General features: G+C 40.8%; 25 protein-coding genes. 11 read left to right on the plus strand and 14 right to left on the minus strand.

Annotated features, from left to right (window positions below; genetic code table 11):
* Nucleotides 1-122 precede the first annotated feature (122 nt).
* The 11 genes from ACR1PO_RS01455 (at nt 123) to ACR1PO_RS01505 (ending at nt 11,009) form a co-directional block, all read left to right on the plus strand.
* Nucleotides 123-596, plus strand: a complete 474-nt coding sequence (locus ACR1PO_RS01455; protein ID WP_332386457.1) for a Dps family protein — start codon at nt 123-125, stop codon at nt 594-596.
* Nucleotides 597-650: 54 nt separating this feature from the next.
* On the plus strand, nt 651-1,346 hold the full coding sequence (locus ACR1PO_RS01460; protein WP_332386456.1) for a LytR/AlgR family response regulator transcription factor: 696 nt from the start codon (nt 651-653) through the stop codon (nt 1,344-1,346).
* A gap of 106 nt (nt 1,347-1,452) precedes the next feature.
* Nucleotides 1,453-3,660 carry a hybrid sensor histidine kinase/response regulator gene (locus tag ACR1PO_RS01465; protein WP_433985566.1) on the plus strand — a complete coding sequence of 736 codons (2,208 nt, stop codon included), beginning with the start codon at nt 1,453-1,455 and terminating at the stop codon, nt 3,658-3,660.
* An 11-nt stretch (nt 3,661-3,671) separates the two neighbouring features.
* Entirely contained in the window at nt 3,672-4,730 is a 1,059-nt protein-coding gene (locus tag ACR1PO_RS01470; RefSeq protein ID WP_433985567.1) for an NADH:flavin oxidoreductase/NADH oxidase, read from the plus strand.
* A gap of 22 nt (nt 4,731-4,752) precedes the next feature.
* Nucleotides 4,753-5,304: a putative antibiotic biosynthesis monooxygenase gene (locus ACR1PO_RS01475; protein WP_332386453.1), complete on the plus strand. Its 552-nt coding sequence runs from the start codon at nt 4,753-4,755 to the stop codon at nt 5,302-5,304.
* 202 nt (nt 5,305-5,506) lie between these two features.
* The gene (locus tag ACR1PO_RS01480; protein ID WP_332386452.1) at nt 5,507-6,064 is read left to right on the plus strand and encodes a hypothetical protein; all 558 of its coding nucleotides are present in this window, start codon (nt 5,507-5,509) and stop codon (nt 6,062-6,064) included.
* Nucleotides 6,065-6,189: 125 nt separating this feature from the next.
* Complete coding sequence (locus ACR1PO_RS01485; RefSeq protein ID WP_433985568.1) at nt 6,190-7,236, plus strand: cupin domain-containing protein; 1,047 nt, start codon at nt 6,190-6,192, stop codon at nt 7,234-7,236.
* 37 nt (nt 7,237-7,273) lie between these two features.
* Nucleotides 7,274-7,735, plus strand: a complete 462-nt coding sequence (locus ACR1PO_RS01490; protein WP_123899497.1) for a redoxin domain-containing protein — start codon at nt 7,274-7,276, stop codon at nt 7,733-7,735.
* 2 nt (nt 7,736-7,737) lie between these two features.
* Entirely contained in the window at nt 7,738-8,256 is a 519-nt protein-coding gene (locus tag ACR1PO_RS01495; RefSeq protein WP_433985569.1) for a DsbA family protein, read from the plus strand.
* Nucleotides 8,257-8,306: 50 nt separating this feature from the next.
* Nucleotides 8,307-9,128 (plus strand): alpha/beta fold hydrolase, encoded by an 822-nt coding sequence (locus ACR1PO_RS01500; protein ID WP_433985570.1) that lies wholly within the window; start codon nt 8,307-8,309, stop codon nt 9,126-9,128.
* Between the two features lie 321 nt (nt 9,129-9,449).
* The gene (locus ACR1PO_RS01505; protein WP_433985571.1) at nt 9,450-11,009 is read left to right on the plus strand and encodes a sigma-54 interaction domain-containing protein; all 1,560 of its coding nucleotides are present in this window, start codon (nt 9,450-9,452) and stop codon (nt 11,007-11,009) included.
* Here the strand turns inward: ACR1PO_RS01505 and ACR1PO_RS01510 are convergent.
* The 14 genes from ACR1PO_RS01510 to ACR1PO_RS01575 all read right to left on the minus strand — a co-directional run bounded on the left by ACR1PO_RS01510 (nt 10,988) and on the right by ACR1PO_RS01575 (nt 24,214).
* A complete protein-coding gene (locus ACR1PO_RS01510; protein WP_332386447.1) occupies nt 10,988-11,629 on the minus strand; it encodes a TMEM175 family protein in 642 nt (213 codons plus the stop codon). The genes ACR1PO_RS01505 and ACR1PO_RS01510 overlap by 22 nt on opposite strands.
* 125 nt (nt 11,630-11,754) lie before the next feature.
* Nucleotides 11,755-13,107, minus strand: coding sequence for a sigma-54-dependent transcriptional regulator (locus tag ACR1PO_RS01515; RefSeq protein WP_433985572.1), 1,353 nt, complete (start codon nt 13,105-13,107; stop codon nt 11,755-11,757).
* Nucleotides 13,108-13,119: 12 nt separating this feature from the next.
* Nucleotides 13,120-15,273 (minus strand): tetratricopeptide repeat-containing sensor histidine kinase, encoded by a 2,154-nt coding sequence (locus tag ACR1PO_RS01520; RefSeq protein WP_433985573.1) that lies wholly within the window; start codon nt 15,271-15,273, stop codon nt 13,120-13,122.
* A 159-nt stretch (nt 15,274-15,432) separates the two neighbouring features.
* Complete coding sequence (locus ACR1PO_RS01525) at nt 15,433-16,098, minus strand: YoaK family protein (RefSeq protein ID WP_332386444.1); 666 nt, start codon at nt 16,096-16,098, stop codon at nt 15,433-15,435.
* Nucleotides 16,099-16,102: 4 nt separating this feature from the next.
* Entirely contained in the window at nt 16,103-16,576 is a 474-nt protein-coding gene (locus tag ACR1PO_RS01530) for a Dps family protein (RefSeq protein WP_123899386.1), read from the minus strand.
* Between the two features lies 1 nt (nt 16,577).
* Entirely contained in the window at nt 16,578-17,003 is a 426-nt protein-coding gene (locus ACR1PO_RS01535) for a DoxX family protein (RefSeq protein ID WP_433985574.1), read from the minus strand.
* Between the two features lie 12 nt (nt 17,004-17,015).
* Nucleotides 17,016-18,905 carry an amidohydrolase gene (locus ACR1PO_RS01540; RefSeq protein ID WP_433985575.1) on the minus strand — a complete coding sequence of 630 codons (1,890 nt, stop codon included), beginning with the start codon at nt 18,903-18,905 and terminating at the stop codon, nt 17,016-17,018.
* A 6-nt stretch (nt 18,906-18,911) separates the two neighbouring features.
* Nucleotides 18,912-19,655 (minus strand): M17 family peptidase N-terminal domain-containing protein, encoded by a 744-nt coding sequence (locus ACR1PO_RS01545; protein ID WP_332386441.1) that lies wholly within the window; start codon nt 19,653-19,655, stop codon nt 18,912-18,914.
* Between the two features lie 20 nt (nt 19,656-19,675).
* Nucleotides 19,676-21,019 carry an alginate export family protein gene (locus tag ACR1PO_RS01550; RefSeq protein WP_433985576.1) on the minus strand — a complete coding sequence of 448 codons (1,344 nt, stop codon included), beginning with the start codon at nt 21,017-21,019 and terminating at the stop codon, nt 19,676-19,678.
* A gap of 63 nt (nt 21,020-21,082) precedes the next feature.
* Nucleotides 21,083-21,715, minus strand: a complete 633-nt coding sequence (locus tag ACR1PO_RS01555; protein ID WP_227941491.1) for a hydrolase — start codon at nt 21,713-21,715, stop codon at nt 21,083-21,085.
* A gap of 33 nt (nt 21,716-21,748) precedes the next feature.
* Nucleotides 21,749-22,060 (minus strand): phosphoribosylpyrophosphate synthetase, encoded by a 312-nt coding sequence (locus ACR1PO_RS01560; RefSeq protein ID WP_202842857.1) that lies wholly within the window; start codon nt 22,058-22,060, stop codon nt 21,749-21,751.
* Nucleotides 22,061-22,076: 16 nt separating this feature from the next.
* The gene (locus ACR1PO_RS01565) at nt 22,077-22,898 is read right to left on the minus strand and encodes an alpha/beta fold hydrolase (protein WP_433985577.1); all 822 of its coding nucleotides are present in this window, start codon (nt 22,896-22,898) and stop codon (nt 22,077-22,079) included.
* 275 nt (nt 22,899-23,173) lie between these two features.
* Entirely contained in the window at nt 23,174-23,380 is a 207-nt protein-coding gene (locus ACR1PO_RS01570; protein WP_332386434.1) for an ArsR family transcriptional regulator, read from the minus strand.
* A gap of 33 nt (nt 23,381-23,413) precedes the next feature.
* Nucleotides 23,414-24,214, minus strand: a complete 801-nt coding sequence (locus ACR1PO_RS01575; protein WP_433985578.1) for an HAD family hydrolase — start codon at nt 24,212-24,214, stop codon at nt 23,414-23,416.
* Between the last annotated feature and the right edge of the window lie 61 nt (nt 24,215-24,275).

Here is a 24,275-nt window from a genome sequence, read left to right on the forward strand (position 1 = left end):
AAATTGTCCGCTTTTCACCGATTGATTCTGCCCGTTCGCCGAAAATACAGATCATTTTATAGGATTATGACTGACCTTTACATCAGAAAAAGGCAATAATGTTCAACTAAAATCTTATTATTATGAAAACAAAAATCGGAATTACAGAAAAAAACACTGAAGCCGTTGCAGAGCAATTAGCAAAATTACTGGCAGACGAAACGATTCTTTACATCAAAACAAGAAATGCCCACTGGAATGTAACCGGAGATAACTTCCATGCCAACCACATTTTCTTTGAAGAACAGTACAAACAGCTGGATGAACTGATGGACAGCGTTGCAGAACGGATGCGTAAAATCGGGCATTATGCACCGGCGACTATGAAAATCTATCTGGAACTGACCCATTTAACGGAATACAGCGAAAGAACAAATGACGGTCTCGGATACATGAAAGATCTGTTAAGCGATCATGAAAGCATCATCGAATTTCTTCGCGGAAATATCACTCCATTTGCAGAAACCTATAAAGATTACGGTACCAGCGATTTTATTACAGGCCTGATGGAAACCCATGAAGAAATGGCATGGATGATCCGTTCCTATTTCAGATAACACAAAATAAAAAAGTTATAATTATCTTTGTGTAAATCATAAACAACTATACCTATGAAAGCCTTAATCGTGGATGATAATGATATTGCAAGAACAACATTAGCCCACCTCGCGAAACAGGTTCCGGATCTTTCCATTGTCAGCGAGTTTTCCAGTGCCATAGATGCTTACCATTATCTTCAGGCCCATTCAGTCGATCTGATATTTCTCGATATAGAAATGCCGGAAATGACAGGGATTGAGCTCACGAAAACCCTTTCCGGTAAAGAGACCATCATTATTTTCACGACCTCAAAAAAGGAATATGCACTGGAAGCCTTTGAGCTTAATATTGCAGATTATCTTCTGAAGCCCATTATGCCGGTAAGATTTCTGCAGGCAGTAAGCAAAGCGCAGACGATTCTTGAAAGCAGAAAAGAAAATGTGGAAATCACAAGGGATGAATTCCTTTTCGTGAGGGATTCCAATATTACAAGGCGCTTAAAGCTGGATGATATTTTCTATGCAGAAGCCATGGGTGATTATGTAAAGTTTTACACCAAAGAAAAGATGTTTGCCATTCACGGTAAAATGAAAACTGCTGAAGAACGTCTTCCTAAGGATCATTTTATAAGAGTCCACCGTTCCTACATTGTTTCTGTAGGTAAAATTGACACCCTTCAGGACGGCGGTATTATGATCAACGGTAAATTCATTCCCGTGGCAGATGCCTACAGGAAAGCACTCAATACACGAATGAATGTCTTTTAGACGTTGCCGGCCATCAGAAATTTAACTTCGTTTTTGATCTTAATCCCTGAACATTTTAGGGCTGACCGAATTTTACCGGTATTTTATTTTAAATCAGACCGTTATTATGAAAAATATATCTTCAGTAATGGATAACAAGCGATTCAGCTATTTTATTATCCTGACATTTATTGCAGGCTCACTCCTGTTGATAGCTGTTCAGCTCAATTCTGCAGGCAATACCAAGGCGCTGATTCAGAATAACAATACCTTGCTGAGCGAATTACGTTCCAGCAATCATTTACGGGAGATTGACCGTGATATTCTGGGCGTGGAAAGCAGAATCAGAGCTTCCATTGCAACGAATGACACCACGCATCTCGAAGGCATCGATCAAAAAATCAGTCAGATTGAAAATTTTCTGGATTCTCTGTCCAAAGACAATGTAAATGCTGAAGAAGAAAAGCTGATCCACCGGTTAAGCGTTCTTGCCATGGAAAAGAAGACAACCAAAGACAAGCTTCTGCACCGTTATCTGTCCGTTGGAAATATGGACGACAATACCTCCATTGCCAACCCGCGTGCCAGGAAGATCTCCAATGAAATCACCAGCATCACGGCTAAAATATATGAAAGCAGAAAGCTGAATATGGTTGAACTCAGCCAGAAAAGTGAAGAAATGGGACAAAAAGCAAGATTTTATGATATTTCAATATTGATCTTACTGATTTTGAGCGGTTCTGTCGTAGGTTATCACATCCTCAGACAGTTTAAACGTCAGAGATTACTCATAAACGAACTTGATATTGCCGAGAAAAAAGCATTGGTAGCAGCACAAACCAAGGAAAATTTCCTTGCCAATATGAGCCACGAAATCAGGACTCCTTTAAGCGGGATTCTTGGCTTCACCAATTTACTGCAAAAACGTCCTCTGGATGAAACTTCAGCAGAGTTTGTCTCTTCCATACAACGTTCCGGGGAAAACCTGATGGCCATCATCAATGACATTCTTGATCTATCCAAAATAGAGGCAGGAATGATGCGCATTACCCCCGGAATTTTCAGCATCAACGGACTGGTCAATTCCGTAGAAACATTTTTTACAGAACGGGCCAGAGAGAAAGGACTTACCCTCTCAAGTACCATTGACCCTTCCATTCCTGATACTTTGGTAGGAGATGCCACAAGACTGACGCAGATTTTGGTAAACCTCATCGGAAACGCCATAAAATTTACCCATCAGGGAAATATCTTTGTTAAAATCTACAGTAAACAGCAGACGGAGAAAGACGCAGTTCTCGGATTTAAAATTTCAGATACGGGAATTGGAATCGACAAAGAAAAGCTTACTGAAATCTTCGAAAGATTCAACCAGGGAGAAGATTCGACGACAAGAAATTATGGAGGAACAGGGCTAGGCTTATCCATCGTGAAAAGCTTAATTCTCCTGCAGAACGGAAATATAGAAGTAAGCAGTGAACAAGGGAAAGGAACTACCTTTCATTTCTATATTCCTTACGGAATTGCTGAAGAGCAGCTTACCGTGCTGCCAGCCGCTGATCCGCATTATTTTAAAGATAAATCCAACACCCCCCTGAAAGTTCTGGTGGTTGATGATAATGTCATTAATCAAAGCCTGATGAAGCATCTGCTTTCCCAATGGAATATTGATTTTCATATGGCATCGAACGGTCTTGAAGCAGTAAGTTATCTCAAAAGCAATGCATGCGACCTGGTTTTAATGGATATACAGATGCCGCACATGGACGGGTATACAGCTACCCAGAAAATCCGGGAAGAACTCAGGTTGGATATTCCGATCATTGCAATGACCGCCCATGCGCTGGCAGGCGAAAGAGAAAGATGCCTGAGCCGCGGGATGAACGAATACATTTCCAAACCTGTTAATGAAGAAGAACTGTTTATGCTGATTTCCAAATTCGGGTTTAAAGAAAAGAATAAAAACGAAAAGAAAATTGAAAATCCATTATCCGGCTTTCAGTATATTGATCTCACTTATATGCAGACCGTAAGCGGTGGTGATAGAAGTTTCGAACAAATGGTTACCCAACAGTTTATTGAAAACATTCCCAACCATGTACAGAAACTGACAACGGCCTATGAAAATCTGGATTTTGCCGGTGTTAAACTGTGGGCTCATGATCTGAAATCCAGCATTGCCATCATGGGATTACATCCTCTTTTAAAGGAAAAACTCGATATTCTTGAAACAGCTTCAGCAGAAAGCTCTGATCTGCAAAAAATACTTGAAGAAGTACAGAAAATTTTATCAGAGGCGGTTTCTGAAGCTGAAGCATTTTCAAAAACAATTTAAAAAAGAAAAAAATGAATTTATTTTCACCCATACACATTCGCAACCTTACCTTAAAAAACAGGATTGCATTATCTCCCATGCAGCAATACAGTGCAAAAAACGGAGTTCCCGGCAACTGGCACCTTGTCCACCTCGGAAGCCGTGCAGTGGGCGGAGCGGGATTAATTCTTACAGAATGTACCGCCGTTTCACAAGAAGGTCTGGCTACATTATCTGATGTAGGAATCTGGAACGATGAACAGGAAAATGCATGGAAAAACATTGTGAATTTCATCCACGAGCAGGACGCAAAGATAGGAGTTCAACTCTGGCACGCCGGAGGAAAAGGAAGCCTGAAGCATCCCAATGACAGAATGAAACCGCTTACTCCGGAAGAAGGAGGCTGGACGGTGAAATCTTCTTCTGCCCACGAATTCAACGGAGTTTTTGCAGAAGAACTCACGATTGATGAGATCCAGGAACTGAAGACGAAGTTTGTTAAGGCAGCCCTTCGTGCCATTGAAGCAGGCTTTGATACCATTGAGCTTCATGCAGGCCATGGTTATTTATTTCATCAGTTTTATTCTGCAGTAATCAATAAAAGACAGGATGAATATGGCGGAAGTTTTGAGAACAGGATCCGTTTTCTTGTAGAAACCGTTCAGGAAATCAGAAAAGTTATTCCTGCTGAAATGCCTCTTTTTGTAAGAATTTCTGCCGTTGACTATATAGAATCGGATGAAGCCTGGACTCTGGAAGACAGTATCAGACTTTCGGAAATTCTTAAAGAAAATGGTGTAGATTTCATTACGGCATCCGGCGGAGGATTTACCAATGTAAGCAAGGATAAAGTGTTTCCGGGATATCAGGTTCCTTTTGCAAAAGCCATTAAAGAGCAGACCGGGATTCTGGCAGGAGCTGTCGGAATGATTACAGAAGCAGAACAGGCCAATGATATTATTGCCAACGGGGATGCTGACCTGGTGATCATCGCCCGGGAACATCTGAGAGATCCTTATTTTGCCATCCATTCTGCTAAAGCATTAGGTACTGAAACAGAAATTCCCTGGCAGTATAAAAGAGCGTATTAAATAAAACCTTAAAAAATCAGTTATGGAAAATCAAGGCGCCTCCGTAGTGATTACCCATCATATTCTGGATGGTAAACAATCACAGTATGAAAAATGGCTGGACGAAATTGTTCCTGTTACCAAACATTCTGAAGGTTTTATTGATCTTCAGATCGTTCGTCCGATTCCTGATCTGACTTTCGTATACACCGTCATTATCCGTTTTGATACGATAAACCATCTTAAAATGTGGATAGAATCAGAGGACCGGAAACAACTCATTGAGAAAGCCAGTCCGCTGTTCAGAAAAAATGATCATTACCAGATCAGATCCGGGCTGGATTTTCTTTTTACTGCAGAAAATGAAGGCAATAAGGTTCCGGTACGCTGGAAACAGTTTCTGGCAACCTGGTCAGCTATTTACCCGCTGTCTGTACTTATTCCTGCTTTAATAATTCCTGTTTTACGGTATTTACATATTCCAGCCAATCATTATTCTGACGGATTCATCAATTCCGGAATTATTGTTTTTCTGATGGTATTTGCCGTGATGCCCAATTATACCAGACTGATCAAAAAATGGCTGTATCAATAGCCCCATTTAAAAATTATTCATATCAATCACTGTAACCCACAGTGATTTTTTTGTTTTCAGAAACGTTCGCCCTGTTACCATTTGAACATCACCAGTTTATTCAACGACACTTTCCGCCTGTTTACCGAACAGCAGGCAAAATTAAAATGACCGGGTTGTAGCTTTACATCATCAATAAGATAAACAATCAAAATCAATTATTATGGAAATCTTACAAACTCCCGAAAATACCTTATCGCATTCAAGTGTAAACGCCATCATCAATGCACCCATTGAAAAAGTGAATATCGCAGACTGGCTGCTTAATCTGCCGGACGCGGAATACCAACGCTGCTCTACCCAGCATATCGGAGCTGCTATTTCAGTTACTTTTGACGGTAAGCCAGTGTCTTTAAATGTAGAAACGATCGGAGATGCACTGATGGTTCAGCATTATGTTGCAGATGTTCACCGTCCCGATTACTGCCGCATGCTTTCCATCTCTGATTCAATTACAAAAAACGGACGTACAAAAGTTCAGGTCTTATGGGAACTGAAAGTAACAAAGACTGATGAAAAGACCTGTCTTTACACCAATGAAATTCATGCGACAGCCACTCCCGAAATGTTTGAATATCTGAAAGAACACGGAATCAACCTTGCAGATGCCGCTGCATCCAGACAGGCAGCTTCTGACGCCCATAATCATGAGGAAACCCCGAATTTTGCAAAAAGCATTGAAAATAAAGCACTGACAGGTCAATATAACCAGCCTTTTTAAAAAATGGCAGAACCTCTATATCCTCAACGACTCATTTTGCCTTTTCACCGAATGACATCAGGTAAAAGTAAAATTCAGGAGTAGCTTTACAATAGCAAAAAGAATTAATCACAAAAAACAATACTATGAATCCATCATCATTAAGTTTCAGATACGAATTAGAAAAAAAAGAACCGCGTACCAGTGACGGTGGAACAACAAGAGGTGCTTCCGTAAAAGAATTCCCTGCTTCTGTAGGTATTGCCGGAGTTTCCATGAGATTACAGCCCGGAAGCATGAGAGAACTTCACTGGCATGCCAATGCCGCAGAATGGGCGTATGTGATTTCAGGAACGGTACGTACCACCATTATCCATCCGGACGGACGAAGTTATACCGATAATTTTGAGCCGGGTGATGTCTGGTATTTTCCAAAAGGTTACGGACACTCCATTCAGGCTACAGGAACAGAAGAATGTCATTTTATCCTGATTTTTGACAACGGTAATTTTTCAGAAGACCATACCTTCAGCGTTACAGATTTTGTTTCAAGTATGCCTCCTGAAATCGTTGCACAGAATTTAGGTCTGAGCCTTGAAGAAGTGGCAGAACTTCCGCAGAAAGAGGTTTACTTCGCAGCAGGAGTTGTTCCGGATGAACTGTCCGTGAATGCTGCAGCCCGTCCCGAGGAATCAGATATTGAACTGACTAGCCTGCACCGCTATCCTCTGCATTCCCAGCAGCCAAGAATCATTCCCGGTGGTGGTCTGCAAAGATTGGTTACCCGTAAGGAATTTCCGATCAGCACCACAATGGCGGGTTCTATATTGGAACTGCAGCCCGGTGCTTTAAGAGAAATGCACTGGCATCCCAATGCGGACGAATGGCAGTATTTTATCTCCGGACAGGCAGAAATGTCGGTGTTCCTGGCAGAAGGAGTTTCTGTGACGGAGCAGTTCAATGCAGGTGATGTTGGCTATGTACCTATGGGAGCCGGGCATTATATCAAAAATACAGGAGATACGGTCTGTAAAGTCTTAATCGGATTTAACAGCGGCACCTACGAATCCATTGATATCAGCGAGTGGCTGGCAGGAAACCCGAAAGATGTGGTCATCACCAATTTTGGACTGAAAGAAGGAAAAATAGAGAAGTTTCCGCAAACGAAAGTATTCATCAAACCTGGAAAATAATTCCAAAACCAATTCCAACCATTAAAAAACTAATCCTATGCTAGAAAAAAATACGGTTGCCCCTGATTTTACATTATTTGCAACCCCGGACCAGAAAATTACCTTATCCGAATTCAGAGGACGAAATGTTATCCTTGCATTTTACCCGGCAGACTGGAGCCCGGTGTGTAGTGACCAGATGGCATTATACAACGAAATGCTGAAGTATTTCAAAAAATATGATGCGGAGATTTTCGGAATCTCCGTAGACAGCAAATGGTGCCACCTGGCATTTTCACAATCAAGAAACCTGCACTTTCCACTGCTTGCAGATTTTGAAGCCAAGGGAGAAACAGCCAGGAAATATGGTGTTTACAATGACGAAGAAGGAGAATGCAACAGAGCCCTTTTTGTCATCAATAAAGACGGCATCATCGAATGGAGCTACCTCTCTCCCACCGCCATCAATCCTGGCGCAGACGGAATTTTAGAAGCATTAGAAAACCTTAACACGAAATAATTATGTCACTTAAACCATCAGTCAGCAGTGCTGACCACACTCAGGGCAACTCAGATGCCGGCTTAGTCATTGTAGAATACGGGGATTATCAGTGTCCTTACTGCGGAGCAGCCTATCCGGTTCTTAAAGAATTAATGAAGGAATTCGGAGATCAGATCAGATTTATATTCAGAAATTTTCCGCTGTCAGAAATGCATCAGTATGCAAGAACGGCAGCGCTGGCAGCAGAAGCGGCAGCTTTGCAGGGAAAATTCTGGGAAATGCATGATGCTATTTATGAAAACCAGGCTCTTCTGGATGACAGTCTCCCGCTAAGACTTGCAGAAAAACTGGGACTCAACATTCCCCAGTTCAAAGCGGATATCCATAAGCAGGAACTGGCAGAAAAAGTAGATACAGACTTTGAAAGCGGTATCATCAGCGGCGTAAACGGAACGCCTTCTTTTTTCATTAACGGAAATAAATTCAATGGCGGTGCTGAAGACCTTTTTCAGCTGGTACGTGAAAATACTGCCTATTAATCAGAAAAATATTTAAACAAAATCAATTCATAACATTAAAAATAAACAACATGAGCACATTAACATTAAAAGACGGAACAGAAATTTTTTACAAAGATCAGGGGCAGGGACCTGTATTAATGTTTCACCACGGCTGGCCTTTATCATCAGACGATTGGGATGCACAGGTGATCTTTTTCCTGCAGAAAGGCTACAGAGTGGTTACCCACGACAGAAGAGGCCACGGACGCTCCAGCCAGAACATCTACAATCACACTATTGAACAATACGCTTCTGATGCCGCAGAACTGGTTGAATTCTTAGATCTGAAAGATGTTGTACACATCGGACACTCAACAGGTGGTGGTGAAGTAATCCGTTATGTCAACAAATATTCCAATGGAAGAGCTAAGAAAGCGGTTCTTATCAGTGCCATTCCACCGGTAATGGTGAAGAGTGAGACGAATCCTGACGGTGTTCCTATGGAAGTTTTTGACAACATCAGGGAACAGACGATGAACAACAGAAACCAGTTTTATTTTGACCTGACTTTTCCTTTCTATGGGTACAACAGAGAAGGAGCGGATGTAAAAGACGGAATTCAGAGAAACTGGTGGAGACAGGGACTGATGGGTGGCATTGTTGCTCATTATGACGGGATCAAAGCCTTTTCAGAAACCGATTTAACCGAAGATTTAAAAGCTGTGGATATTCCTGTTTTGGTGATGCATGGTGAAGATGACCAGATTGTTCCCATTGCCAATGCAGCATTAAAATCCATTAAATTATTAAAGAACGGAAAGCTGATCACCTATCCAGGTTTCCCTCACGGTATGCCGACGACAGAGCATCCGACTATCAATAAAGACCTCTTGGAATTTATCATATCTTAAAAACAGATCTTTTCTCAATATACTGAAGATGAACCTTTAAAGTTCATCTTTTTTATTTCAATCATTTTCATCCACAAAAGGCACAAAAGTTCAGACACTTTAGTTATTGTAAGTGTAAAGAATGGGTAAAGATGTCCATTTTAGCTTCAGGCCTTCGGTTTCTTATGATTAAAACAGAGATCATCTTACTATTCTTAATGCCTTACCATACACTTAATGTTTCAACAAATAAAGGTTAAACTTTTATTTCAGGGATTGTAATCACTCATATATAAATCTTTTCAATTTTTCCTATCTTTAAACTTTCAAGTAAGAATTTCTATGAGTAAGCCTTCTGATCCCAATGCAGAAATGATGAAACGCCTGCAGGACATGCAGAAAGAACAGCTTATGATTTCCCGTTTAACCAAAGAGTTTTCTACCATTTTAGATAAGAAACAGCTTCAGTTTGTTATCCATAAATCTTTCAAAACTGAACTGGGATTCAATGATTGTATGATTATCAGGGATGTAAAAGGAACTATTGAAATACTCGGCGGCCGGATTGAAAATCAGAACCATACCACAGATCAACAGCTTGACAGGTATTTAAAAAACTGTCTTGATTCCGCAGAACCGCTGCTTTTTGATCTTAAAGAAGGGTCACCTCTTCCTTCCTGTTTTACTGAAGCTAAAAATTCGGGAATGCGGATGGCTGTCGGATTGGGACTTCCGGCTGTCAGTGAAAGTAAAAATGTACTTTTCCTTTTCTACAGAAGCTTTATGTCAAGAGACAGTATTCCGGAAAGGATTTTAAACGGCATTTCTACCCAGCTTTCCATTACCCTTCATAATATTGATGTTCAGGAGCAATTGAAAACATTTCAGGGAAATATCCGGAATTTTCCGAAAGAAACTGAAGAAGAAAAGAAAAGCAGACACGGCTTTCAGGGAATTGTGGGGCAAAGTGAAGCCATGCAGCTTATTTTCGAACAGATCTCGCAGGCAGCTCCATCACAATCCAATGTGATTATCTTTGGAGAAACGGGTACGGGAAAAGAACTTATAGCACAGGCAATTCACGAGCTTTCAGAATTTTCGGGGAAGAAGATGATCAGGATAAACTGTGCGGCTATTCCTGCCAATTTAATAGAATCCGAACTTTTCGGGCATGAAAAAGGAAGCTTCACGGGAGCAACTGAGCAGCGGAAAGGGAAGTTTGAACAGGCCCATAACAGCACTATTTTTCTGGATGAAATTGGTGAACTTCCCCTGGAATTACAAGCAAGGCTTCTGAGAGTTCTCCAGGAAAAAGAAATTGAAAGAATCGGTGGAAACAAAAGAATAAAAGTAAATGTACGGATCATTACGGCTACCAACAGGAAACTTGAAAAAGAAGTGGCGGAAGGACGGTTCAGAAGTGATCTTTTTTACAGGCTGAATGTATTTCCTATCCATCTTCCTGCCTTGCGGGAAAGAAAAGAAGATATCCCTTTGCTGGCAGATTATTTCCTTGAAAAATTATATTCAAAGACAGGCAAAAAGATTACAGGTTTTTCTCAGAAAGTCATAAAAATGATGACCGCCAATCCATGGCCTGGTAATATCCGCGAGCTGGAAAATATGATTGAAAGAAGCATGCTGACTTCAAAAGGAGATATGATCAGGGAAATGGATTTTCCAACAATTATCAATTATCAAAATACGGATCAGGATTTTCAGGTTAAAACGCTGCAGGAATTTGAAAAGGAATATATTTTAAAAATAATCAAAATATGTAACGGCCGTATTTTCGGGGAAACAGGTGCTGCGAAACTGCTGGGATTACCACCAACAACGCTGGTATCAAAAATGCAGAAACTTGGAATAGAGAAAAAGCACTATTTCAGGGAATCTGAATAATGTTTGTCAAGCCCCATTTCTATTTTCCCTGAAGACAACGCCCAGAAAATCCAAAGTCCTAAAATGATCATCAGGGAAACTGCCGGGATCCAGAATGACAGGATTAATGCAATAATATAAATAGGAAGCCCGTATAAGTAATTATTACGGATCTTTTTTATGGCAGCATCGGTAATGCCTGGGCGTAAAAGTTTTTTATTCCGGGTGGCCAGAAACCATAATAAATTGTAAGCAAGATTGATCAGAACAAAAATACCGGTATAAAGTGCCACAACAACAGAAGAGGCTTCACCATCAAAATACCTTGCCAGCAAAGCGGTAGGATAAGAAACTGCCGAAACCAGGAAAAGGATCAGCCCGTTGGCAAACATAATTGCGGAATTCCGGCTGTAGATCTGTTTGAAAATCTTATGATGATTCACCCACATGATGAAAATGCTGAAAAATGAAAGGATAAATGCCAGAAATGCCGGCCATTGATTCTTCAGAAAGACCAGCAGATCATTCCCGTTCTGTATTGAATGTTCTTCAGGAAAATGAAGATCCAGCACCAAAAGCGTAACGGCTATTGCAAAAACACCATCGCTGAATCCTTCTATTCTGAGCGTTTCTTTTTCCATAATTACCTGATTGATTTATGATTTGATATTTTGTGTAAAGACATAATGATGGTATCTTCAATTATTTGAAGAGTAATTATTGAAAATTGAAAGAAAATATGGTCTACGGCTAGCTTTGCCCGGGATTATTTATACCCTTTATCAATTCCCAGTTTTTTCATTTTGGAATATAAAGTCTGAGCTTGTATTTTCAGCAGCTCTGCAGCACCGCCGGGTCCGGAAACTTTTCCGTTGGAAGTCTGAAGCGCACTCATTATATGATCTCTTTCCATATCTTCCAATGATTTCAGCGGACTCTGTGTTTCTGTAGGTTTTTCAATAATCTGAGGCAGATCAAAGTTTTCTATTTCCGTAGTTTTAGCCAGAAGAACACTTCTTTCAATAAGATGTTCCAGCTCACGGATATTTCCGGGCCAGTGATAATTCAGCAGCTGCTCCAGCGCTTTTTCACTGATGGATGTGATATTCCTTCTTGAGGAAGCCGCATATTTATTCAGGAAAAAATGAGCCAGCAATACGATATCTTCCTTTCGTTCTCTCAACGGAGGCAGCTCAATAGGAAATACATTCAAACGGTAATACAAATCCAGCCTGAATCTTCCTTCCGCCACTTCTTTTTCCAGGGAACGGTTGGTTGCTGCAACAATTCTTACGTTTACTTTAATCGTATTATTTCCTCCCAGCCGTTCAATTTCTTTTTCCTGTAAAACCCTCAGCAGTTTAACCTGCGAATCCAATGGCAGCTCTCCTATTTCATCCAGGAAGACGGTTCCTCCATTAGCCTGTTCAAATTTTCCGATCCTCAATGTATTGGCTCCGGTAAAGCTTCCTTTTTCATGCCCGAAAAGCTCGGATTCGATAAGCGCATGCGGCAGTGCAGCACAGTTGACTACAACAATAGGATGAGCGCTGCGGTCTGAAAGCTCATGAACGGAATGAGCCACTTTTTCCTTACCTGTTCCGCTTTCCCCGACCACCAGAACAGAGGTATCTGTAGGAGCGACTATTCTTATTTTTTCAACAACATCCAGAAGTACCTTGCTTTTCCCGATAATTCCTTCAATCACTTCGTTATTTCCGGTATCAGTACACAATTCACAGCCTCTTTCCATATCATAGCGGTATCTGGCAATGTCAAGCATAACAATCATATCACGCTCCCGGAAAGGCTTTACCATAAACCCGTAGGGCTGTGTCTCCTTCACTGCTTCCAGGGTAGACTGGTTGGTATTGGCTGAAATATAAAGAAAAGGCAGGTTCATCTCACGCAGTTCCCAGGCAAGATCAATTCCTGTGAGGTCACCTTTTAAAATGATATCAAGAAGTACCCAATCCGGCTTGTTGTCTGCAATCAGTTTTCTGGCCTGAACCACTGAAGATGCAATGCCCGTAACCTGGTAACCTGCTTTCATCAGCATCAGTTTCAGATCATTGGCTACAATAAATTCATCTTCTACAATTAATATTTTTTCTTTCATAATAATCAGCCTTTAATTTGAAGGAGTTATTTCTGTATTTTTTCTGAAGGTAATGGTGACTTTTAAGCCACCTTTGTTTTCGAGATGGAAGGTTCCGTCCAGCTGATCGGTAAGCCCGCGCATCAGATTCATCCCCAAAGATTCTGTTTCTTCGATATTAAAATCTTCCGGAAGTCCTACTCCATTATCTGAAATCTTCAGTTCACAAAGGTTTTCACCGGTATTTTTAAATGAAACAGAAACTTCACCTTTGCGGTCATCCGGAAACGCATATTTTACGGTATTATTGACTGCTTCATTGACGATCAATCCCATCGGAACGGCCTGTGCCACATCAAGAAACACTTTATCGGTATCCACTGTAAAATTAATTTTCCTGTCAGATGAATAACATTCTTTGATATAGGTAATCAGCTCATAAATATACCATGACATGTCAATCATTGAAAGATTGTCAGACTGATAAAGCTTCTGATGGATCAGGGACATCGCATGCATTCTGTGCTGGCTGTTCTGGATAGCCATCAGGGCATCTTCATTGTCGAGATAAGCGGACTGTGTATTCAGCAGGCTGATCACAATCTGCAGGTTATTTTTAACCCTGTGATGGATTTCCTTTAAAAGCCATTCTTTCTCGGAAAGTAATTTTTTCAGCTGTTCGTTCTGTTCATCAATCTGCTTACGTTTCAGTTCCAGGTTTTTATTGGCATTGCTTTTTAACCTTGAACGGTTATACAGCAAAGCAGCAAAAAGGATCAGCGCCAGAATACTCCCGATGAAAACATATCTGATAAAGGTGTCATTGGCAATCTTAATATCCTGAAGTTTGGCTTTCTGGGTCAGCAGCTGAATGTTTTTATCTTTCTGTTCCGTCTCAAACTGAATTTTAAGACTGTTGATCTGCTTGCTTTTTTCACCGTTAAAAACAGAATCGGAAAGTTTCTTGTACAGCTGATAATGCTGTATGGCATCAAGGTATTTTCCCTGTATGGAATCTGCTTTGAACCACATTAAATGATTTTCCGAACGAAGCATATCATTTCCGTTATTTTTAGCAATTGAATCAAAAAGTCTGGCTTCACGGTACATTTTATCAAAGTTCCGGGTCTGGTAATGATAGAAAACAAAGCTTCGCAGCAATGAGGCCTGCTGGTTATTTTTTTCCGCATTTTCACCGTAATAGGCTACCAGTTTTTTGTAGTAGACCTCAGCTTGGTTAAACTGCTTTAAAATAGTGTAGGTACTGAACAGGATATAGTTTTCTGACATTTCAAAATCCTTGTCTACAATGGGATACTTTTCTCTGTACTCCTGAATCATGGTAATGGCCTGCTTAAACTTTTTCTGCCTGATCAGCATGGTAGAAATATTATTGGCCACCGTTCTGATGTAGCTGTTATCTTTGTTTTTCTTTGCCGTGGCCAGTGATTTTTCCCAATACTTCATGGCATCGTCATTCTTACGGAGATAATAATACACCATTCCTATATTGCTGTAAATAGAGCACATCTGCAAAGAATAATCATTCACACTTTCGGCTGTTTTTTCTGCCAGAAGACCATAACGGAGTGCTTCCTCATAATCTGCCTTCTGAATTTCGACCTGGGAGATAAGATTATAAACACTCTGCAATTCTTTGAATTTAACGGACTGATAAACAGACAGGGACTGCCTGAGCAAGCCCAGTGCCTTATCAGAATTTTCTTTGATGTAGTAAAGCTCACCAAGATCTTTTAAAACGCCTGCCTGATTCAGTTTTGATCCTGAATTCTTAAAACGTTCCAATGCTTTTTCTTTCAGTTTGATTTTAGTATCAAAGTATTCAGGTTTATTGTCATACATATATGATAATTCATTGTATGCTTCTCCGGCCTGCTCCTTAAAATGATGGTTTTCAAAATAAGAAAGCGCCTGTTTCATGTTGGAAAAAGCAATCGTTTTGCGGCCTCTTTCTTTATCTATTTTAGCCTCCAGAAAGATGATTTTTCCGGCAGACATCGGATCCCCGGATTTCATATTGAGTGCTTTTGCCTGTCTGTTCAGAATAGCGGCACTGTCGAGATCAGTTTTCAACTCTCCTTTTTTGGTAATGTAATAGTCACTCAGGCGCAGCAATAAAGTGATTTTCTGAGCGGTATTGGCGGAAGAGGAAATCTGTTTTCTCAACAGTGCAGGATTTTCTTGAGTCTGTGCTTTTATATTGCATGAAAACATCAAAATCAACGAAAAACATACTATTTTAAGTAGATTTTTAGATAAAAAATAAAGACTGAAATTCATTTTTTAAAGGTAATCTATTATCCTGTAATCTGCCATAGTCCTGTGCTAGTTTTTACGGTGGTAAAAATAGCAGATGATCATTGCCAGTCCGGGTAAAACCAATGTTACCAACCCATATTGTTTTCCTGCATAAGCCCCTAAAAAACAGCCTACCAGAAATCCAAGTATGGTAACCAGCTGCTTCTTCAGGCTTGCCCATGCATCAGGGTGGTGAAAACCGTTTGACAACAGCGTTCCGAAATCCAGGGAGGCCTGGGTTACATTTCCTGTCATCATCGTAGTCGGGCCATGGGTTTCCTTTGCATAGAGTTTTCCGAAAGCATTCTGAAGTCCCATTGCAAAAACGGTAATCATAGCCACAGTATACATCACGGTTTCTGAAAATGTTCCATAGTAACTGAAAACGGCAACAATAATTCCGGCCGACAAAAGCAATGCTCCTTCCCAGAACAACAGGGTATAATGGTTGATGACTTTTCCGGCGATTCTTCCTCCTGCCATAACCGCAAGAATAAAGACCGGAAAAGTAAGCAGCTTTACCCAGGCATGAATATCCGATCCTTTCACAAACTGATAGGCAAAGACAATAAAGTTTCCCGTAACATGGGCCGAAAAAAGGGCATCTGCCGATACAAAAGTCACGGTATCGCAATATCCGGCAATCATGGTTAACAATAAGGTGACAAAACCGATATTATGTTTTACTTCCATTTTTTTATTGTAAATGTGAACGGAGCATCCAGGCCATTTTCTCATGAGTTTCCAGTAATCCTGTGATGTAGTCACTTGTCCCTGAATCACGGAATTCGACAGCGAAGTTTTCAATATTTTCACGAAGATGAATGATGATACTTTCATGGTCGGAAAGAAGTGCCCTGATGTAAGTCAGGCTGTCATTCGATTCCAGATGATGCTCAGACAAATGCGTTAATGCAAGATATTCTCTTAAAGTGGCCGGTGCGTAATGTCCCAGTGTCCTGATTCTTTCTGCCAGATCATCGATGATGTCGTCCAGCTGTCCGTATTGTGCCTCGAAAAACAGGTGTTTATTGTAAAAGTCCGGTCCTTCCACATTCCAGTGCGCTTTTTTTGTTTTGGTATACAATACAAATTCATCTGCTAAAGTGGTAATCAATACTTCAGCAACTTTTGCTAAATTTTCGTTTTTAATTCCGATTGAAGTTTTCATTTTATAATGTATTTAATAAGTAATAATCTAGTGAATATCTTCCTGCTCCCAATGCAAGAACCAGTAACAGGGAAAGGGTGTACATGAAAGGAACGTCCCGCACTTCCGGTGAATCTTTTCTGTGAACCACAAAATATCCGATAGCCGTCACCCCGATTGTCGGTAAAACCGCAAGCCTGGTTCCCAATCCTAAAATGATCAGAAACGGAACCACCAGATCGGCCAATGATGCAACGATGGCATTGAGTTGATCAGGCAATCCCAGAGGATTTGGAATCACTTCCCTCTGTCCGTTTTCCAGCCTGAATTTCTTTAAACCATGCACTCTGAACAGCTGAATGGCAAGGAGTACCCGGAAAACCAGAAATGAAGCATCATTGAATGATGAGCCTAAATCCGATGAAAGGATCTGTTTTAAAATTTCCATATATACTGATATTTAAAAAGCAAAACACGAACAGCCTAAGGCTCCCCAGAATGTATGGTAATTATTAACGGGCACATTGCTCATTCTTGCCTGGTTATGGTTATGATGGTGAATATCGCAGCTTCCTGCACAGCTGTGAATCTGCGAAGCTAACGGAGCTTTTAAATCCTGTTTCGCATTTTTTTCGATTTCTTTCTGAAAATGTCCTCCGGTAGGGTAATATCCGTTATAAAGATTCGTTGGAGACCAATCCGGAAGCACAGGAATAGATGGCGGTGCATAGGATGAAAAGGTTCCTTTTGCATAGACAATTTTCCCGTCTACAATGGTCATTTCCGCTTCAATATTTTTGATCTCTTCATCATCAACCGTGAAATAATCCTGATCAAGAACTGCCAGATCGGCAAACATTCCCACTCTGATATCGCCTTTTTTCTGCTGTTCCTGAGAGAACCATGCACTGCCTTTTGTATACAGTTCCAGTGCAGTTGACCTGTCCAGCTTTGTTTCATGATACAGTTGAAGTCCGCCAACAGTTTTTCCTGCGGTCAGCCAATACATGGAAACCCAAGGATTGTAACTGCTTACTCTCGTGGCATCCGAGCCTCCTCCTACAGGAACTCCCATTTCCAGCATTTTTTTCACGGGTGGTGTACTTTCTGCTGCCGGGGAACCATAACGGTCTGCAAAATATTCTCCCTGGTAAGCCATTCTGCTCTGGATAGCGATTCCGCCGCCAAGCATTTTCACCCGTTCGATATTTTTTTCATCAATGGTTTCTGCATGATCAAAAATCCATGGAAGACCATTGAAAGGAATATCCCGGTTTACTTTTTCAAAAACATTTAAAAAACGGGTGATGCTTTCATTATAGGTGGCGTGAAGCCTGAATGGCCAGCGGTTTTCTACCAGTAAGCGGACTACTTTTTCAAGATCTGCTTCCATATTTTCAGGCAGATCGGGTCTTGGCTGCAGAAAGTCTTCAAAATCTGCTGCCGAAAATACCAGCATCTCTCCTGCCCCGTTGTGACGGTACATGTCATCGCCCTGATATAATTTTACGGTGTCGATCCAATCACTGAAATCTTCAAATTCATGTTTAGGTTTCTGGGTAAAAAGATTATAGGCGATCCTTACGGTAAGCTGTTTTTTCTCATTCAGCTCATTAACCACCTGATAGTCGTCCGGGAAATTCTGAAATCCTCCGCCGGCATCAATGAGGCTGGTAATTCCGAACCGGTTCAGTTCTGTCATAAAATGTCGGGTAGAATTCAGCTGGTGTTCGTAAGAAAGCTTCGGGCCTTTTGCCAGTGTTGAATATAAGATCATGGCGTTGGGTGTGGCAATAATCAACCCTGTGGGTTCTCCGTTAGCATCTCTTTCAATATGTCCGCCTGCCGGAGCCGGGGTATCCCTGGTAAATCCTACTGCTTTTAATGCAGCTCTGTTCATTAAAGCCCTGTCGTATAAATGCAGGATAAAAACAGGTGTTTCGGGAGCGATAGCATTAATTTCCTCCAGGGTTGGCATCCTTCTTTCTGCAAACTGGAATTCGGACCATCCTCCTACCACACGAACCCATTGCGGGGAAGGTGTACGGTCTACCTGGTCTTTTAACATTCTGAGCGCATCAGCCAGTGAAGGAACGCCATCCCATCTTAATTCCAGATTGTAATTCAATCCGCCACGAATCAGATGGATGTGAGAATCATTGATTCCCGGCACCACTCTTTTCTTCTTAAGATCAATCAGTTCCGTGGATTCATCTGCGAACTGGTCTGCCAGTCCGTCATTTCCAACCGCAATAATTTTCCCGTCTTTAATGGCTACTGCAGAAACTTCCGGAGTTTCTTTATTGAAAGTGTGTATTTTTCCGTTGTATACAATAAGATCTGCTTTCATCTTTAATTATTTGGTGTTCAACGTTGAAATAGCATCCTGAATTCCTCCTCCGGCAACGGTGAAAAATGACGGCCCGGCCAGCAGAATCAGTTTTTTTAGTTTTATTGTATCGGATAAATGCTGACTATTTAAATAAGACTGTGTACGGTAGGCATCAAAAGCGCCCAAAACCACATTTTCTGCCACTAAAGCGGTTGGAGAATCAATTCCGGCATCTTTGATATCGCTGGCAAATGATACGGTATGTACCTGCAGTTTCAAAGCTTCTCTCATGGCAACACTTCCTACTTCTTTCATGAGTTCGGCATCGAAAGAATTTCTGTTTCCCAGCCCGATCAGCAATAATTTCCCTGAGGCAAGGCTTCTTTTCGGAGGATTAATTAATAAGGTTTCCAAAGCGTGTCCTTTGAACTGTCCTTTTTTACGGACTTCTGTAATTATTCCTTTGAGTGCTTCATCCAGATGAACCATTCCGTTCAGTTCTTTGGGAAGCGCCGGCGGATTGAAAATATCGCCTTCCGTATACTCGAAAACACAGGCGATCTGTAAATCTGCTTTGGCGGCAGAAGGACCCTGAACCAGTCCTACAACAGAAATACCGTCAACGGTTCCCCATGTTTTTGAGGTTCCAATAGCTGTTTTTTCTGCGGCAGCCTGTGCTGAAACGAAGTGGGTTCCCGCAGTTGCCAACATCAATGCTGTAAAGAATGCTTTTGACCAATTGATGTATTTTGAAATTGAATTTTGCATAATAAATGATTTAGTAATGATTAAAATTTGAATCCCAGCCTGATATTCCAGAAAACACCGCTTTTTGCATCCTGAATGATATCTTCAATAAAAGGCCCTTTGTGGAAATACTGAAGTCCGCTCACCAGAGAGAAATGCTTGTTGAAATTATAGGTAAAGCTGGTTAAATAAGCCGTTCCGATATACCTTTTATCTGAGCTGCTTCCGGGCCGGTTCAATGCGCCGCTTGGCCGGTAAACTCCGTCATTCAGGGAATATCGCCAGTTGAAGACAACATCCAGCTGCATTTTGAGTTTGGAAGTCAGATCAAGGGTCATATACGGATGAATATCAATTAAATTGACAGGTCCCACCTGCGGGCTGAAGCCGAAATACCCTCCTTTCGGATATAAAGGATTAAAGGTATTGAGCTTTCCGTCATTTTTAGAATGATCTCCTGATATATAATCGTTTCTCAGATTGATGCTTGGCTTGAATGTAAGGTTTTCAAAGAGGTACCCTACATCCACAGAGCCCGTCCAGGCACTGATCTTTTCGTTTCCAAAACGTCCAAACTGATAGGCAGCTTCCAGGTTATAGATAAATCCGCCGCCATATTTCCAGAGTCTTCCGCCGACCGTATGCCTTTTTTCTCTGGCTGTTCCTGCTTCAAAAACAGATTCGTCTCTTCGGATGCCGAGGTAATAGAGATCCAGATTTCCGGCTTCAGGAATAATAATTTTGGAATAAAGTCCCCAAAGGTTAAGCTGCTTTGAAATGGTATTATCAAAAACTCCGGTATTGACAGAGTCTGCCATCATCGCAAAAGCATCTAAAGAAACATTTTTATAGGAATACATGATTTTGGCTCCTGTAAAAGACAGCCTTGCATTCGGCCCTTCCCTTACAGAAATTAATCTGCCGGAACCGTAGTCCAGCTCCTGTCTTCCCAGTCTCACTATCAGCTTCTGATCTCCCCTGTTCACCAAACCTGCATCCAGAAAGAGATTCTGAATACTCAGCTGGTCTTCATCAATGCCTCTTGAACCGTTTTTTCTTCCGTTTTGCAAAGCGCTTCTGATCTGTGAAAATATTCTGAAGTTTTTCCCGAAATGCCAGTCTGCATGAAGGTCATAGCGCTGAAGAAAAAAGTCGTTGTGCCCTATGTTAAGCCTGCCCCAATCTTCATTGCTGAAATCCACATATTCATACCTTGCTTCGCCACCCAATGAGAGATAGATATCTTTCTTTTTATTGAGAGGAAGATATTTAATGTTATCATAAAAGCTCTTTGTGGAATCTTTCAGATATTCATAATTTTCATCATACCGCAGAAGTTTAAAGCTCTGGGACGATAAAGTTTCAGAACATACAAGAACGGTCATGATAAAAGCTTTTAAAAACAGTATTGAAGGTGCAGATTTCAACATTGAAAATGGTATATTATATTAATGATTCAGCATATGATGAGCATAATGGATTCCTAATCCGTAAGAAGCCCCATATTTTTTCATAAGGTCAGTTACAGGACCATAGGTTTCCTGACGTGCCCAGTCTCTCTGAAGTTCCAGGATATACTGAATGGAAGTCATAGGCTTTACTCCTGAATGGATCATTCTCTGCACAGCCCTTTCATGCGCCTCATCACTCACATCGCCACAGGCATCGGTAATGACATACACGTCATAGCCCTCCTCAAGTGCAGATAATGCAGGACCCACAATACAAACGCCTGTCCATAATCCTGCGAAAACCAGCTTCTGTTTCTGTGTTCCTACAATTGCTTTATAAGCAGCTTCATCTTCCCATGTATTCATAGTAGTTCTGTCGATATACCCTGAGGTTGCCATAGGATATGCTTCCTCGATTTCCGGGAAAACAGGACCTGAAAAGCTTTGTTCTGCAACCGTAGTAACGATGGTAGGAACATTGAATATTTTGGATGCCCCACACAGTACCGCAACATTATTACGCAGTTCGTTCATAGAGATACTTTTGGTTGCAAATGCCATTTGTCCTTCGAAATCAATCAGTACCAGTGCATGATTTTCAGGAGAAAGTAGTTTTGATGATGGTTTCATAAAGTTTATTTTATTTAAATAATTGGGGTTAAATTAATGGGATGATAGTTTTCTGATGAGTTCTGTACTTACAGTATCAGCATAGATTCCGTAAGCGCTCGTCAGGATGCCTTTCACAGAATACTTGTCGGAAGCGATGCCGTAGACTACTTCTTCATCTCCCTGATCGGTATCTCCTTCAAAGCGGAATGTGTATCGTATTTTAAAATCTTCCGGAGAGACATCAAGAAAGTTATTGAGCCTGATGCAATCATTTTTAAGGTTAAAATCTTCTGTATATCCGTTTTGATTAAGCCACTGAACGGCCTCAGTCAACGTATCAAAAGCTGGCTGTATCGTATTCATTTGTAAAGAATGCTGATTATTCTGTGATAAAAGCTAAAATATCTTTGTTGATGGTAGGATGCTCTGTCGTCGGCATACCGTGAGGGAAACCAGGATAGGTGATCAGCTTTCCATTCTTCAGTAATTTGGCTGATTTTATTGCTGAATTTTCAATCGGTACGATCTGGTCATCTTCACCATGAAGAACCAATACCGGAATATCCACAGCTTTTAAATCTTCGGTTAAATCGGTTTCTGAAAAGGCTTTGATCCCGTCATAATGAGCAACAATGCCACCCATCAGTCCCTGTCTCCACCAGTTTCTCTGTACTCCGTCCTTTACATCAGCACCTTCTCTGTTGTAACCGTAGAAAGGAATAGTAAGGTCGTAATAAAACTGGTTTCTGTTGTTCATCGTCTGTTCCCTGATGTTGTCAAAAACTTCCATAGGAACACCGTCAGGATTCGTCTCACTCTTCACCATTACCGGTGGAATGGCACTGATAAGAACTGCTTTCTTAGCTCTTCCATTGGAATATTTGTTGACATAACGGATTACTTCACCACCACCTGTTGAGTGTCCGATGTGTACAACATCTTTCAGATCTAAGAATTCAACCAGTTCTGCGGCATCAGAAGCGTATTGTTCAATAGTGTGATTGTAGATGTTCTGGCTGGAGCGTCCGTGGCCTCTTCTGTCATGGGTAACCACTCTGTAGCCTTTCTGTAAAAAGAAGATCACCTGTGCATCCCAATCGTCTGATGATAAAGGCCAGCCGTGGTGAAACATTAATACAGGTCCCTGCCCCTGATCTTTGTAAAAAATTTCTGTTCCGTCTTTTAATGTTAATGTGCTCATTGTTGTACTATTTTTTGAATTAAACTTATGAGCATAATGCCAAAAAACAACCCAAAACAATAAAGAAATTGGCTTTCAGCACATTAATAAAAACAGTCAGTAAATTACACTACGAAATATCGTAGTTTTATGATTCATCTATTGTAATTTATATGAAAAGCATGCAGCCATGCATTAATGGCTGCATGCTTAAAAACAAAAAAATCAGACATATGTCTGATTTTTTTAATAATAGTATTAATAGTTTGTATACCGGAAAGCTGCTATGGTAGCTATTATTCTTCCTTTATTTGTGACAGGTCAAGACCCAGTTTTGTAAATTCTTCCTGCCCTTTTTCGGTAATATAATAATGACGGTCTGCAGGATTTTCCTTGGCAATCCAGCCTTTCTCAACAAATTGTTCTAAAAGAAGCTGCCCTAATTTTCCGCCGATATGCTCATAGCAGGTCTTAGCGGGTTTTCTGCCGGTTGATGTATTCATAATTATTAGTTTAATTGGTATTATTTGGTTGCATTAATTCAAATGCAGATAATCCTTAATCGTTTTTAAAACTCCGAAGCTGTCATTGGTACATGCTTCAAAATTAGCCACCTGCTTTACATTCGGATGGGCATTTTGCATGGCGTATGAATATTTGGCATTCTTCAGCATTTCTATATCGTTCATATAATCCCCGAAAGCCATCGTATTTTCAGGAGAGATGCCCAGCGATTTCTGGAGAATTTTCAGGGCATTTCCTTTATTGATATCCTTATTCATAACATCCAGCCAATATGCTCCTGAAACCACTACTTCCAGACCGAATTCTTCAAATCTTTTCAGCGCCGGATACAAATACTTTTCAGAACCTTCAGGATGATAAACTGCTATCTTAAAGGCGGTATCATCAATTTTTTCCGTCAGGTCATCCTTCTTCATGTTTTCAGTATAGTATTTTGAGAAAAAGTCTACAAACTGCTGATCTTCGGTTTCGTAATACGCCATTTTTTTAGCTGACAATACGGCTTTGGCACCCGGTATTTCACGGACAGCTTTAATGATGTCAACAATATATTTGTATTCCAGCGTATCGGCGAAAAGCTCCTGGTCTTTATAGATCACGTACCCTCCGTTTTCAGCAATAAAACCGATCTCACTTTCTATCTCTCCGAAATAATGGGTAATACCCGGCATCTGTCTTCCGCTTGCGGGCACAAATACAATATTTCTTTTTTTCAGTTCTTTATAAACTTCTGAAAACTCAGGGCTCATTTCATGGCTGGAGTTGAGAAACGTTCCATCCATGTCCGTCACAATTAATTTAATCTGTTCCATAATTTTATTGGGAAAAGCGAAATTCTGTACCTGGCAGCATCATAATTTGCTTATTCTTTTC

Origin of the sequence: Chryseobacterium amylolyticum, assembly GCF_051011775.1 — a bacterium.
Lineage (GTDB): Bacteria > Bacteroidota > Bacteroidia > Flavobacteriales > Weeksellaceae > Chryseobacterium.